Raw genomic sequence first — 13,822 nt, forward strand, 5'->3', positions numbered from 1 at the left:
TTTAATCAAAAACTTTGTCTAAAACTTTTTGCTGTCTCTTTTTAAAACGTGCGCTAGAACCAGCGGCAGGAACTGCATGGTATTCTCTAGAAGCAACTTCTAATTGTAACTTCGGAAAACGCTCTAGCATATAACTCCAAGCGCCCATATTCTTTGGTTCTTCTTGCGCCCAAACAAAACGTTCTGCGGTTGGATAAGTTGCGATTACATTTCCTAATTGTTCTTCATGCAACGGAAATAATTGTTCTATTCTTACCAGTGCAATGTCGTTTCTTTCTAATTTTTCTCTTTCTGCAAGTAAATCATAATAAAATTTACCCATACAAAATACTACTTTTTTTATTTTTGATTTATCAACCAAATGATCGTCAATAACTTCTTGAAAAGTTCCGTTTGCAAAATCCTCAAGAGGATTCATGGCTTTTGGGTGACGCAATAAACTTTTTGGTGTAAAAACAATTAATGGTTTTCTGTAATTCCGTTTCATTTGTCTGCGTAAAATATGATACATATTTGCAGGCGTTGTGCAATTTGCAACAGTCATATTATCAATTGCGCATAATTGTAAATAACGTTCTATTCTTGCAGATGAATGTTCAGAACCTTGCCCCTCATATCCGTGAGGTAATAAAATAACGATTCCGTTTTGTAATTTCCATTTGTCTTCAGAAGCAGAAATATATTGATCAAAAATAATTTGTGCTCCGTTAGAGAAATCTCCAAACTGTGCTTCCCAAATTGTTAAACAATTTGGAAATGCCATTGAGTAACCATAATCAAATCCCAACACACCGTATTCTGATAAGTGAGAATTGTAAATGGTCATATTTCCTTTATTTTCAGGATTGGTATTTAGTAGATTGATTCTTTCTTCAGTAACTTCATCACGTAAAATGGCGTGTCTGTGCGAAAAAGTTCCACGTTCTACATCTTGACCAGAAATACGGACGTTAAATCCTTCTTCTAGCAAAGAGCCATAGGCTAGCGTTTCTGCCATTCCCCAATCTAATTCATTAGATTCGAAAACCATTTTCTCTCTTCCTTTTAAAATACGTTCAGCTTTTCTAACAAATTTTACGTTTTCTGGAACTGTAGAAACAATTTTAGCAATGTTTTTTAATTTTTCTGTAGCATAAGTAGTATCAACAGAGGCTAACATTGCTTCTTTTCCATGACGTAGAAAACCTTTCCACGTAGTTTTCATAAACTCTCTTACTTTAGAGGTTGTGTCTTGTTTTGCTTTGTCAAACTCAACTTCTAACATTGATTTAAACTCGTCTGTAATTTGAGTTAAATATTCATTTGTGATAGTTCCTTCTGTTAACAATTGATTTGCATAAAGATCTTTTAAATTTTTATGTTTTGCAATTGCTTTGTATAATTTTGGTTGTGTAAAACGAGGTTCGTCACCTTCGTTATGACCGTATTTTCTATATCCTAAAAGGTCAATAAAAACATCCTTATTGAATTTCATTCTATATTCAATAGCAATTTCCATTGCATGACAAACTGCTTCTACATCATCTGCATTTACATGTAAAACTGGAGATAATGTTACTTTTGCAACATCGGTACAATAGGTGCTTGATCTTGCATCTAAATAATTTGTTGTAAAACCAACTTGATTGTTGACTACCACATGAACAGTTCCGCCAGTTTTATAACCGTTTAACTGTGCCATTTGTGTTACTTCGTATACAATTCCTTGTCCAGCAATCGCAGCATCACCGTGAATAATGATTGGTAATATTTTAGAATTATCTCCTTTATATTTTTTATCAATTTTAGCGCGGGTAATTCCTTCAGCAACAGCACCAACAGTCTCTAAATGCGATGGATTTGGTACTAAGTTCATTTTAATACTTTGTCCGTTTTTATATGTTTTACTTAGGGTTAATCCTAAATGATACTTGACATCGCCATCTAAATCCTCATCTTCAAAATCTTTTCCTTCAAACTCGTTAAATAATTCTCTAACTGGTTTTTTAAAAATATTTACCAAGGTGTTTAAACGGCCACGATGTGCCATTCCAAGAACACATTCTTTAACACCGTAGTTTTCTGCTGCAGATCTAAGTAGTACACTTAATCCTGGAATCAAAGCTTCTCCTCCTTCTAAAGAAAAACGTTTTTGCCCTACATATTTGGTTTGTAAAAAGGTTTCGAAACCAACAGCTTGATTTACTTTTTGTAAAATGTATTTTTTAGAATCGACAGAATACGTTGGTAAATTACTGTTTTTGTTTAATCGGTCTTGCCACCATTTTAACTCTTCGGGGTTTCTTAAATACATAAATTCAACACCAATAGAATTGCAGTACACATTTTCTAAGTGTTCAATAATTTCAGTTAGAGTTCTAGGACCAATACCTAAAACATCACTTGCATTAAAAACAGTGTTTAAGTCGTTTTGTGATAAACCAAAATTTTCAAGCGCTAAAGTAGGAGTGTATTTTCTTCTTTCTCTAACCGGATTTGTTTTTGTAAACAAGTGCCCACGCGTTCTATACCCATTTATTAAATCGATGACTAAAAACTCTTTTCGAACTTCTTCAGGGATTTCTGAAGAAATCTCTACTTTATCTGTAAAAGAGTACTTCTCATTTGCTAAATCATAACCTTGAAAAAAACTTCTCCAACTCGGTTCAACTACATCTGGATTTTTTAAATACTGTTCATATAAATCTCCAATAAAACCTGTATGTGCCGCATTTAAGAACGAAAACTTGTCCATATATTTATTTAATACTTTGGGTATAATAATATAACTAATACAAAAATACAACTTTTGCTAAAAATGAGCTTTCTTTTTTTAATTTATTGAATGAATATTTCTTTGTTTTTTCTTGAAAAAAATTTGGCGGTTTTTTAAAAAGATTTATATTTGCACTCGCAAAACTTTTAGTCTTGCAAACTCCTCCTTAGCTCAGTTGGTTAGAGCATCTGACTGTTAATCAGAGGGTCCTAGGTTCGAGCCCTAGAGGAGGAGCAAAAAAGCCTTAACATATAGTTAAGGCTTTTTTATTTTTGTACGCTAAAAATCAAATAGTTATCTGTCTATCTATTTGTTGATCTAATGAAATAAAGGTTTCTGTTCTTGCAACACCCTTTATTTTTTGAATATCTTGATTTAATAAATGCATTAAATCCTCATTATTTTTACACAATATTTTAATAAAAATGGCGTAATTACCAGTAGTATAATGGCTTTCTACTATTTCAGGTATTTCCTCCAGTTTTTTAATTGCTGAAGTATACATACTGGCGGAATCTAAAAACACCCCCACAAAGGCTGTTGTTGAGTAGCCCAACGCTTTTGGGTTTAAGATCATTTTTGAACCAACTATCAGCTTAGATGCTTCAAGTTTTTTTAATCTTTGATGGATTGCGGCCCCAGAAATACCAACTTCTTTTGCAATGGTTAGAATGGGTGTACGAGCATCTTTAACTAAATTTTTGATAATGATTTTATCAATACCATCAATTTTGATTTTTGTTGACATTAATTAGTTGTTTTAAATGAGTTTGGTGGGGAAATGTAAATATAAAAAAATTAGGATATATAACTTATATCCTAATTTTTATTTAATTATTAAACTGTATGTGTTGTTTATGGTTTCATTTCAAAATCTTCCATAAATTTTGTTGTGTAGTTGCCCGAAAGATAATCAGGGTGTTCCATTAATTGTCTGTGAAACGGAATGGTTGTTTTTACACCTTCAATTACAAACTCATCTAAGGCTCTTTTCATTTTGTTAATTGCTTCTTCTCTAGTTTGAGCAGTTACAATTAATTTGGCAATCATAGAATCGTAGTTTGGCGGAATAGAATATCCAGCATATACATGTGTATCTATTCTAACTCCGTGCCCACCTGGCGCATGAAAGGTTGTTATTTTACCCGGCGCAGGTCTAAAGTTGTTGTAAGGATCTTCAGCATTTATTCTACATTCAATTGAGTGCATTTTTGGTAAATAGTTTTTACCTGAAACTGGAACACCAGCAGCAACCAAAATTTGTTCACGAATTAAATCGAAATCAATAACCTGTTCTGTGATTGGGTGCTCTACTTGAATCCGCGTATTCATTTCCATAAAATAGAAATTACGATGCTTATCAACCAAAAACTCAACGGTACCAGCGCCTTCATATTTTATATATTCAGCAGCTTTTACTGCAGCATCTCCCATTGCTAAACGCAATTCATCCGTCATAAAAGGAGAAGGAGTTTCTTCAGTTAATTTTTGATGACGACGTTGTACAGAACAATCTCTTTCTGATAAATGACACGCTTTACCAAACGAATCTCCAACAATTTGGATTTCGATATGTCTTGGCTCTTCAATTAATTTTTCTAAATACATTCCGTCATTTCCAAAAGCAGCTTTTGCTTCTTGTCTTGCAGAATCCCAAGCATCTTGTAAATCTTCTTCTTTCCAAACAGCACGCATTCCTTTTCCACCACCTCCAGCGGTAGCTTTTAGCATTACCGGAATACCAAACTCAAGCGCTAATTTTTTACACTCTTCAAAATCTTTTATGATTCCCTTTGATCCAGGAATACATGGAACACCAGCTGCAAGCATGGTTGCTTTTGCAGAGGCTTTATCTCCCATTTTATCAATCATATCACCAGTTGCGCCAATGAATTTAATTCCATGTTCTGCGCATAAGTTTGAAAACTTAGCATTTTCAGCTAAAAAACCATATCCAGGATGAATGGCATCTGCATTTGTAATTTCTGCAGCTGCAATTATATTTGACATTTTTAAGTAAGATTCATTACTTGGTGGAGGGCCAATACAAACTGCTTCGTCTGCAAATTTAACATGTAAACTTTCTGCGTCTGCAGTAGAATAAACCGCTACAGTTTTGATGCCCATCTCTTTACAAGTTCTAATTACACGTAATGCAATTTCACCTCTATTTGCTATTAATACTTTTTTAAACATACCTTTTGTATTAGTAATGTTCAATTGAACAGAATTGCTGAAACAAAACCTTCAATCGATATTAAATTATGATGGATCTACTAAAAATAATGGTTGATCAAATTCTACCGGCGTAGAATCATCAACTAATACTTTAACTATTTTTCCTGAAATTTCAGATTCAATTTCGTTAAATAATTTCATGGCTTCAATTACACAAACGGTGTCGCCAGAATGAATAGAATCTCCAACTTCTGCAAAATTTGGTTTGTCTGGAGAGGGTTTTCTGTAAAAAGTTCCGATAATTGGAGACTTAATTGTTACATAATTAGAATTTTCATCTGCACTTGCAGCGGGTGTAGCTTGCGCAGTAGCTTCAGTAATTACTGGAGCAGTAGCCTGCATTGGCATTTGTCCAACAGGATTCGCTTGCACAATCGTTGTTTCTGTTTTTTCAGAACCAGTTTTTATGGTGATTTTTATATCTTCCATTTCTAACTTTACTTCACTTGCACCAGATTTTGCTACAAATTTAATAAGATTTTGAATCTCTTTAATATCCATAATTCTTAAATTTTTAGTTGTTTGATTTTTATGAGTTATAAGCCCATTTTAAGTAGATAGCTCCCCATGTGAAACCACCACCAAATGCGGCAAAAATTATATTATCTCCTTTTTTTAATTGCTTTTCGTAATCGGCTAGTAATAATGGTAGAGTTCCAGAAGTTGTGTTTCCGTATTTATGAATATTCACCATTACTTTATCACTTTCTAAGCCAACTCTATTTGCAGTAGCTTCAATAATTCTATTGTTTGCTTGATGCGGTGCTAGCCACTGAATGTCGTCTTTTACTAAATTATTTCTAGTCAACATTTTTTCTGCAACATCTGCCATGTTAGAAACTGCAAATTTAAACACAGTTCTTCCTTCTTGATGTACCGTGTGTTGTTTGTTTTTTAAAGTTTCTTCTGATGCTGGTAATAGTGAGCCACCTGCATCAATTTTTAAAAATTCTCTACCATTTCCATCGCTTCTAAGATATTCATCTTGCAAACCAAGTCCTTCGTTATTTGGTTCAAATAAAACAGCTCCGGCACCATCACCAAAAATGATACATGTTGCTCTGTCTGTATAATCTATAATTGAAGACATTTTATCACCACCAATAAGCAAAACATTTTTATATCGACCAGATTCTATATAGCTAGAAGCGGTAGACATACCATATAAAAAACTTGAACAAGCGGCTTGCAAATCAAAAGAAAAGGCATTCGTTGCGCCAATTTTTGTTGCTACAAAAGCAGCTGTTGATGCTACTGGTAAATCTGGAGTAGCTGTTGCTACAATAACCAAATCTATGTCTAAAGGATTTTTATTGGATTTTTTTAGTAGGTTTTCTGCGGCTTTAATAGCCATATAAGAGGTTCCTTTTCCTTCTCCTTTTAGTATTCTTCTTTCTTTAATACCAGTTCTTGATGTTATCCATTCATCGTTGGTATCTACCATTGTTTCTAACTCTTTATTGGTTAGAATATAGTCAGGAACATATTTTCCTACTGCTGTAATCGCTGCAGTTATTTTTGTCATATTTTACCTTAATTATTAGAAGGAAACTTTAAAAGTATTATTCAAAGGAATGAAAATTATTTTACATTTTTGAGTAAAAAAGCTCAAAAAGCATTTGAATTTAGTTAAAAAACAAAAAAAACTCTCAAAAATAGAGAGTTTTGTGTGTTTTATAATAAGTCTATTATGCTTCTGCAGCTGCAGATTCTAATACAACTTGACCTCTGTAGTATAATTTACCTTCGTGCCAATGTGCTCTGTGATATAAATGAGACTCACCAGTTGTAGAATCTACGGCAATTTGAGGAACGCTAGCTTTGTAATGAGTTCTTCTCTTATCTCTTCTAGTTTTCGATATTTTTCTCTTTGGATGTGCCATTTTATGTCTTTTTTTCTGTTATTAAACTTTTTAATTTATCCCATCTTGGGTCTACATTTTCTGTAGTTTTTACTTCTTTTACTCTTAATTTCTCTAACTTCTTTAATGCTTCTGATTCCATTGAGCCATCTAAAACTTTTGGATGAACTCTTTTTGTTGGCACTGATAATACAATCATTTCATAAATGTATTGCGCAACATTTAATTGAAATTCTGAATACGGAAGAATTAATATTTCTTCATTATCATCATTGAATTCTTCTCCAAATTTTACAATTAACTGTAACTCAGTTTCTATTTCTTGATCAAAAGGTTCTCCACTAACATCACACAGTACATTAATTGTGCCTTGTGCATTAAAAGATAAGTTTAACAAGGTGTTTTTCTTCTCTAATGTTAAAGCTACATTTATGTTAGCGTCAAAAAATTCATCAAAATTATAAGCGTCAAAGAACGTTTTTCCAATTTGATATTCAAACAAATGACTTTCTTCTTTTAATCCTACGTATTGGATATTAAATTGTTTCAAGTCTTTCATCTACAAAATCAATTTGAGCGTGCAAAGATATAAAAAAATGTTTTATTAAATAAAGAATCTTTAAAAAAGAAATTTATCTTATTTATTTCAATTCAAGCACATTAACAGTTAAGTTATTGTACTCTTTTCTTTTTCTGTAAATTTCGATTGCTGTAAAAAGAGCTTCTTTAAATGATGTGTGATTTGCTTCGTTTTTTCCAGCGATTTCAAATGCTGTTCCGTGATCTGGCGACGTTCTTATTTTTGATAAACCAGCCGTGTAATTTACTCCGTTGCCAAAAGACAATGCTTTAAAAGGCGCTAAACCTTGATCGTGATACATGGCTAAAACGCCATCGAACTGCTTGTATGTGTTGGATCCGAAAAAACCATCTGCAGCATAAGGGCCAAAAACAATTTTACCAGATTCTTTTATTTCGTTAATGGTTGGTCTAATAATTTCATCATCTTCTTTGCCAATTACACCTTTATCTCCGCAATGTGGATTTAACCCAAGAATTGCAATCTTAGGCTTATTAATCCCAAAATCTTTTACCAAAGTAGCATGCATAATTTCTACTTTCTTTTTTATCAATTCTGGAGTAATTGTTTCAGAAATTTTAGAAATAGGAATATGACCTGTAACCAAGCCAACTCTTAAATTATCAGAAATTAAAATCATTAAACTTTCGCCTTCCAATTCATTTTCTAAATACTCTGTATGGCCCGGAAATTTAAAGTATTCTGATTGAATGTTTTCTTTGTTGATAGGAGCAGTTAATAAAACATCAATTGTGTTCTCTTTTAAGTGCTTTACTGCAGCTTCTAAAGATTTAAAAGCATATTCACCAGAAATCTTGGTAGCATTTCCTATTTCAAAAGTTACTTCTTCTTTCCATACATTTAATACATTAACTTTATTTTCAACTAGTTGTTTTATAGATGTAATGCTGTGTATTTGCGTTTCAGAATTTAATAGTTTTTTGTGGTATGAAAGACTTTTTGTTGATCCAAAAATTACTGGAGTACAAAAATCTAGCATTCTTTTATCTTCAAAAGTTTTTAAAATGATTTCAATTCCAATGCCATTTAAATCTCCAATTGATATTCCAATAACTATTTTTTCTAATTTATCCATCATTTATGATTCAATATTATTAGTTTTGATTCGTGCAAAAATAACGAAATAAAATTTAGAATCTATGTTTACTGGAATTATTGAAAGTCTAGGAGAAGTAAAACAAATCGTCAAAGAAAAAGACAATTTACATATAACGGTTAAGAGTAGTTTTACAAATGAATTAAAAGTAGATCAAAGCGTTGCACACAACGGTGTTTGTTTAACAGTTGTTGCTATAGATAATGATGAATATACAGTAACCGCAATTAAAGAAACAATTGATAAAACTGCAATTGGAGGTCTAGTTATTGGTGAAAAAGTAAATTTAGAAAGAGCTATGAAACTTGGTGATCGATTAGATGGTCATATTGTGCAGGGTCATGTAGATGAAACTGGAGTTTGCTCAACTATTTTAGAACAAAATGGAAGCACCGTTTTTACTTTTAAATACAACTCAAAAAGCAATAACTTAACCATTGAAAAAGGATCAATAACTATAAACGGAGTTAGTTTAACGGTTGTAAACTCTAAAGATTATGAGTTTAGTGTTGCTATAATTCCTTTTACAAAAGAACACACAACTTTTAATCAATTAAAAATAAGTGATAAGGTAAACTTAGAATTTGATGTACTTGGAAAATATGTTGTGAAACTAAATAGGTTAAAAAACTAATTCTTCTTTAGTTTTTTAACACCTAAAATTATTCCAGAAATAAATAAAAATAAAACACCTCCGTCAATTGGTAATCCAGGTGGTGGTGGTGGTGGGACTGGAGGTGGAGCCGCCTGTCCATATGTGAATGCTGTACAAAGGACAGCGACAAAAAGCAATATTTTAATTTGGTTCTTCACCTTGAATGGATTAAGATTATAAATTTTGATAAAACAACAATATTTATATCTTAAATATAGGGATTAAATTTGAATAAAATAGTGGACCCACCAGGGCTCGAACCTGGGACCCTCTGATTATGAGTCAGATGCTCTAACCAACTGAGCTATGGGTCCTACTAAAGTTTGGCAAAACTACTATCTTTTTTGAATTACACCAAACTAAAAATATAATTTCTTTACACGTTACGCGTCATTAATGCTTTTCCAAAGGCTAACAATCCGGTTTTTGCTTTATCAGATATATTTATATCATCTAAAAGAGCAAAAGCTTTTTTGCTATAGTTGATTATTTGGGCCTTCATATAAGTTGGTACTTGGTATTTGTCAAACACTTTTTTAACCAATGTTATTTTTTCATCACTATCTTCTAATTTAGATTGATAGAATTTGTTTAACAATTCTGCATCTTCTTTTGAAGCTAATTCTAATGCTTTTAAATACAAATAGGTCTTTTTATTTTCAATAATATCTCCGCCAACTTGTTTTCCAAAAGTTTCAGGATTTCCGTAAGTATCTAAATAATCATCTTGTAACTGAAAAGCGATCCCTAAGTTCAATCCAAAATCATATAAAATATCGGCATCTTTTTCGGTAGATTCACAAACAATTGCACCCATTTTTAAAGCGGCACCAATTAAAACCGATGTTTTTAAAGAAATCATTTGAATGTACTCTTCAATAGAAACATCATTTCTAGTTTCAAAATCGACATCTAATTGTTGTCCGTCACAAACTTCAATGGCCGTTTTACTAAACAATTTCGCTAGTTTTTGAAAAATGACTGGTGGATAATTTTCAAAATATTGATATGCTAAAATCAACATCGCGTCGCCAGATAATATTCCAGTATTGATATCCCATTTTTCATGCACAGTTTCTTTTCCTCTTCGCAATGGAGCATCATCCATAATATCGTCATGAACTAAAGTGAAATTATGAAACATTTCTACAGCATAAGCCGCAGGAAGTGCTTTTTTATACTCATCAGAAAACAAACTCGCCGCCATTAATGTTAAAACAGGACGAATCTTTTTACCGCCTAAACTTAAAATATAACGGATGGGTTCGTAGAGGTTTTTTGGCTCTTTAGTTAGGTTCTGAGCTTCTTTATATGCTAGAAATTCTTGCTGAAATTTTGATAAATCCAAAGTAATTATTTTAAAGAACAAATGTAGCAAAGATTTTACATTGTGAACTCCATTGTTAAATAATTATAAAAACTTTGGAAACTTTTATTGTTCTTAAAGTTTCCTGTTGTATATTTGCAACCAATTATGAAGGATAAAATATTACATAAAGCGGCTGAAATGTTTTTAAATCTAGGGTTTAAGAGTGTTACGATGGATGATATTGCACATGAATTGGGTGTTTCTAAAAAAACAATTTATACTCATTTTAGCAATAAAACAGCGTTGATAAAAGAAGTAACCGACGCTGTTTTTGAAATTGTATGTACTGGAATTAATGTTATTTGTAGTAAAGAAAATAACCCGATAGATGAATTGTTTGAAATAAAACAGTTTTCTATGGAGTATTTAAAGAACGAAAAAACATCTCCACAATATCAATTACAAAAATACTATCCAAAAATTTACGCAACATTAAAAAGCAAACAATTTGATATAATGCAAGACTGTGTTGTAGAAAATTTAAAACGAGGTGTAAAATTAGGTTTTTATCGAGACACAATTGATGTTGATTTTATTTCAAGAATTTATTTTCATGGAATAATTGGACTAAAAGACATTGAGCTGTTTCCGTTAACGCAATTTTCTATGAATAATATAATGGGCTTCTATTTAGAATATCATTTAAGAGGAATTTGTACAGAAAAAGGAATTCATAAATTAAACGAAGTTATAACAAACAATCAACCTGAAAAAAATGCAAAATAAAGTATTATTATTTTTTAGTTTATGTTTTATAGGCTTAGGTTTCTCGCAAGAAAAAACGAAAGGATTTTCTTTAAAAGAAGCTGTATATTTTGCCATAAAAAACAACTACAATGTAAAAACAGCACAGAATGACGTGTTGGCGGCAAAAGAAAAAAAATGGGAAACCACTACAATTGGTTTGCCGAAAATTAGCGCAAAAGTAGATTACCAAAACTTTTTAAAACAAGTAACAACGCTATTACCAGCCGAAATAACTGGAGGAACTCCAGGGACATTTGTGCCTGTAACTTTTGGTACAAAGCAAAACGTAAATGCAGCAATTACCTTAAATCAATTAATTTTTGATGGCTCGTATATTGTTGGATTGCAATCTGCAAAAACCTATTTAAATATCTCTAAACAAGCAAAAGAGAAAACAGAATTAAGCGTTAGAGAAGCCGTAATTAATGCTTATGGAAATGTGTTAATTGCAGAAAAAAGCATCGAAATTTTGAAGAGAAATTTAGTGACATTAGAAAAAACACTTTCTGATACTCAAAAAATTTACAAAAACGGACTGACAGAAGAAGAAGATGTAGAGCAATTACAAATTACGTTAACTACGGTAAAAAATCAGTTAAATAAAACCATCAGATTAAGAGATATTGGCTATAAAATGCTAAATATTTCTATGGGAAATTTAATTGATGAAAAGATTGTATTAACAGATAATTTAGATTCTTTAATCTTAGGAAGTATCGATTTAAGCTTATTGGCTAAAAACTTTAATGTAGCAAATCATATCGATTATAAAATTGCAGAAAACAACAAGGAAGGAAATAGATTACTGGTGCTTTTAGAAAAATCAAAAGTATTACCCTCTTTAAGTGCATTTGTGAATTACGGGTATGCAGGAAATGCAGATTCTTTCGATTTTTTTCAAAGCAATCAGCAATGGTATAACTCATCATTACTTGGCGTTAGTTTAAAAATTCCAATTTTTAGTAGTTTTGAAAGAAGATCAAAAACAAGACAGGCTCAATTTGAATACGATAATTCAGACATTCAATTATTTGAAATGAAAGAGCAATTAAATTTACAATCTGCAGCAGCAAAAAGTGATTATAAGTTTAGTATTGAACAATATCAATCAGCAAAACAAAATTTAGAGTTGGCGCAAAGAATAGAGAAAAAACAACAAGTAAAATTCTTTGAAGGCGTTTCTACAAGTTTCGAATTGTCGCAAGCTCAAAATCAATTATACACACAACAACAAAATTATGTGCAATCTATGCTAGAAGTAATTGCTAAAAAAGCAGCATTAGAAAATGCATTAAACATTCCATTAAACAAGTAATCAACTATTATGAAAAATATATATTTAATCTTAGCAAGCACTATTGTTTTAGCATCGTGTGGTAGTAAAAAAGAAAAATCGGTAGAAGCTGTTATTTCTAAAGGAAACTTAGAAGAAATTAGAGTTAAGAAAACAGAAGTAGAGCTAAAACAGCAATTGATTTCAGATCAATTAGATTCTTTAAATGTTGCGATTTCTAAACTAGATACCATTAAAAAATTACCTTTAGTAACTACATTTATTACTAAAACTGTAGAATTTAATCACTATTTAGAATTGCAAGGAAATGTGAGTACAAAGCAAAATATTTTGGTGTATCCAGAAATGCCTGGAATTTTAGAAAACGTTTTAGTAAAAGAAGGAACTTCTGTTAAAAAAGGAGACGTTTTAGCGAAGATAAATGATGGCGGGTTAAGTCAACAATTAGCACAAGCAGAAACACAATTGCAATTAGCAAAAACAACGTTTGATAGACAAGAGCGTTTGTGGAATCAAAAAATTGGTTCTGAAATGCAGTATTTACAAGCAAAAGCTTCATATCAGTCGCAAACTAATGTGGTAAAACAATTAAAAGATCAATTAGAAAAAACAGTAATTGTTGCGCCTTTTGATGGAGTAATTGATGAAGTTTTTAAAGAAAAAGGAAGCGTTGTTTCTCCTGGGCCAGGATCAGAAATTTTTAGAATCATCAACCTTTCTAATATGTATATTGAAGCCGAAGTGCCAGAAAGTTATATTCCTTTTATTAAAAAAGGAAAATCGGTTGAAGTGTATTTTCCTGTTTTAGGAGAAACATTACACACCAAAGTTAGACAAGTGGGTAATTATATCAACCCAAATAACAGATCGTTTAAAGTAGAAATTGATGTTCCAAATGTAGGAAATCATATCAAACCAAATTTAACAGCCAAGTTAAAGATTAACGATTATACAAATAAAGAGTCTTTTTTAATTCCGCAAAGCATCATTTCAGAAAATGCAAACGGAGATCAATATGTATATGTTGTGGAAAATAGTAACGCAAATAATGAAGGAGTTGCAAAACGTCGAATAATTAAGACAGGAAGAACTCAGGGCGATATTATTGAAGTTGTTAAAGGAATTAAAAGCAACGTGCAAATTATTAAAGAAGGAGCAAGGAGTGTAAAAGAAGGACAAACAGTTAAGGTAATTAAATACTAAGC

14 protein-coding genes and 2 tRNA genes are annotated in these 13,822 nt (G+C 31.6%); 5 read left to right on the plus strand and 11 right to left on the minus strand.

Annotated features, from left to right (window positions below):
• Position 1 precedes the first annotated feature (1 nt).
• The gene (locus KCTC32516_RS05050) at positions 2 to 2,734 is read right to left on the minus strand and encodes a 2-oxoglutarate dehydrogenase E1 component (RefSeq protein ID WP_301402440.1); all 2,733 of its coding nucleotides are present in this window, start codon (positions 2,732 to 2,734) and stop codon (positions 2 to 4) included.
• Positions 2,735 to 2,915: 181 nt separating this feature from the next.
• On the opposite strand from KCTC32516_RS05050, the gene KCTC32516_RS05055 reads away from it, so the two are divergent.
• Positions 2,916 to 2,989, plus strand: a tRNA-Asn gene (locus tag KCTC32516_RS05055).
• Between the two features lie 52 nt (positions 2,990 to 3,041).
• On the opposite strand, the gene KCTC32516_RS05060 is transcribed toward KCTC32516_RS05055, so the two are convergent.
• From KCTC32516_RS05060 to pdxA, 7 genes are all read right to left on the minus strand, one after another.
• Positions 3,042 to 3,503, minus strand: a complete 462-nt coding sequence (locus tag KCTC32516_RS05060) for an Lrp/AsnC ligand binding domain-containing protein (RefSeq protein ID WP_301402442.1) — start codon at positions 3,501 to 3,503, stop codon at positions 3,042 to 3,044.
• A 107-nt stretch (positions 3,504 to 3,610) separates the two neighbouring features.
• Complete coding sequence (accC, locus tag KCTC32516_RS05065; protein WP_301402443.1) at positions 3,611 to 4,951, minus strand: acetyl-CoA carboxylase biotin carboxylase subunit; 1,341 nt, start codon at positions 4,949 to 4,951, stop codon at positions 3,611 to 3,613.
• A gap of 66 nt (positions 4,952 to 5,017) precedes the next feature.
• A complete protein-coding gene (gene accB / locus KCTC32516_RS05070) occupies positions 5,018 to 5,494 on the minus strand; it encodes an acetyl-CoA carboxylase biotin carboxyl carrier protein (protein WP_301402445.1) in 477 nt (158 codons plus the stop codon).
• A gap of 28 nt (positions 5,495 to 5,522) precedes the next feature.
• Positions 5,523 to 6,518 carry a beta-ketoacyl-ACP synthase III gene (locus tag KCTC32516_RS05075; RefSeq protein ID WP_301402446.1) on the minus strand — a complete coding sequence of 332 codons (996 nt, stop codon included), beginning with the start codon at positions 6,516 to 6,518 and terminating at the stop codon, positions 5,523 to 5,525.
• A 163-nt stretch (positions 6,519 to 6,681) separates the two neighbouring features.
• The gene (gene rpmF, locus KCTC32516_RS05080) at positions 6,682 to 6,876 is read right to left on the minus strand and encodes a 50S ribosomal protein L32 (protein ID WP_301402448.1); all 195 of its coding nucleotides are present in this window, start codon (positions 6,874 to 6,876) and stop codon (positions 6,682 to 6,684) included.
• Between the two features lies 1 nt (position 6,877).
• The gene (locus KCTC32516_RS05085) at positions 6,878 to 7,414 is read right to left on the minus strand and encodes a YceD family protein (RefSeq protein ID WP_301402450.1); all 537 of its coding nucleotides are present in this window, start codon (positions 7,412 to 7,414) and stop codon (positions 6,878 to 6,880) included.
• Between the two features lie 82 nt (positions 7,415 to 7,496).
• Positions 7,497 to 8,531: a 4-hydroxythreonine-4-phosphate dehydrogenase PdxA gene (gene pdxA, locus KCTC32516_RS05090; RefSeq protein WP_301402452.1), complete on the minus strand. Its 1,035-nt coding sequence runs from the start codon at positions 8,529 to 8,531 to the stop codon at positions 7,497 to 7,499.
• 64 nt (positions 8,532 to 8,595) lie between these two features.
• On the opposite strand from pdxA, the gene KCTC32516_RS05095 reads away from it, so the two are divergent.
• Positions 8,596 to 9,186 carry a riboflavin synthase gene (locus KCTC32516_RS05095; protein ID WP_301402454.1) on the plus strand — a complete coding sequence of 197 codons (591 nt, stop codon included), beginning with the start codon at positions 8,596 to 8,598 and terminating at the stop codon, positions 9,184 to 9,186.
• On the opposite strand, the gene KCTC32516_RS12140 is transcribed toward KCTC32516_RS05095, so the two are convergent.
• The 3 genes from KCTC32516_RS12140 to KCTC32516_RS05105 all read right to left on the minus strand — a co-directional run bounded on the left by KCTC32516_RS12140 (position 9,183) and on the right by KCTC32516_RS05105 (position 10,555).
• Entirely contained in the window at positions 9,183 to 9,365 is a 183-nt protein-coding gene (locus tag KCTC32516_RS12140) for a PID-CTERM protein-sorting domain-containing protein (RefSeq protein ID WP_366911496.1), read from the minus strand. The genes KCTC32516_RS05095 and KCTC32516_RS12140 overlap by 4 nt on opposite strands.
• 82 nt (positions 9,366 to 9,447) lie before the next feature.
• Positions 9,448 to 9,521: transfer RNA gene (locus KCTC32516_RS05100), tRNA-Ile, on the minus strand.
• A gap of 62 nt (positions 9,522 to 9,583) precedes the next feature.
• Positions 9,584 to 10,555, minus strand: a complete 972-nt coding sequence (locus KCTC32516_RS05105; RefSeq protein WP_301402456.1) for a polyprenyl synthetase family protein — start codon at positions 10,553 to 10,555, stop codon at positions 9,584 to 9,586.
• Between the two features lie 126 nt (positions 10,556 to 10,681).
• Here KCTC32516_RS05105 and KCTC32516_RS05110 point away from each other — a divergent pair, with 126 nt between their 5' ends.
• The 3 genes from KCTC32516_RS05110 to KCTC32516_RS05120 are packed head-to-tail and all read left to right on the plus strand — an operon-like array spanning position 10,682 to position 13,820.
• On the plus strand, positions 10,682 to 11,302 hold the full coding sequence (locus KCTC32516_RS05110) for a TetR/AcrR family transcriptional regulator (protein ID WP_301402458.1): 621 nt from the start codon (positions 10,682 to 10,684) through the stop codon (positions 11,300 to 11,302).
• Positions 11,292 to 12,638 carry a TolC family protein gene (locus KCTC32516_RS05115; protein WP_301402460.1) on the plus strand — a complete coding sequence of 449 codons (1,347 nt, stop codon included), beginning with the start codon at positions 11,292 to 11,294 and terminating at the stop codon, positions 12,636 to 12,638. Before KCTC32516_RS05110 ends, KCTC32516_RS05115 begins: the two co-directional genes overlap by 11 nt.
• A 9-nt stretch (positions 12,639 to 12,647) precedes the next feature.
• On the plus strand, positions 12,648 to 13,820 hold the full coding sequence (locus KCTC32516_RS05120; protein WP_301402462.1) for an efflux RND transporter periplasmic adaptor subunit: 1,173 nt from the start codon (positions 12,648 to 12,650) through the stop codon (positions 13,818 to 13,820).
• Positions 13,821 to 13,822 lie beyond the last annotated feature (2 nt).

The organism is Polaribacter huanghezhanensis, from assembly GCF_030444335.1.
Lineage (GTDB): Bacteria > Bacteroidota > Bacteroidia > Flavobacteriales > Flavobacteriaceae > Polaribacter > Polaribacter huanghezhanensis.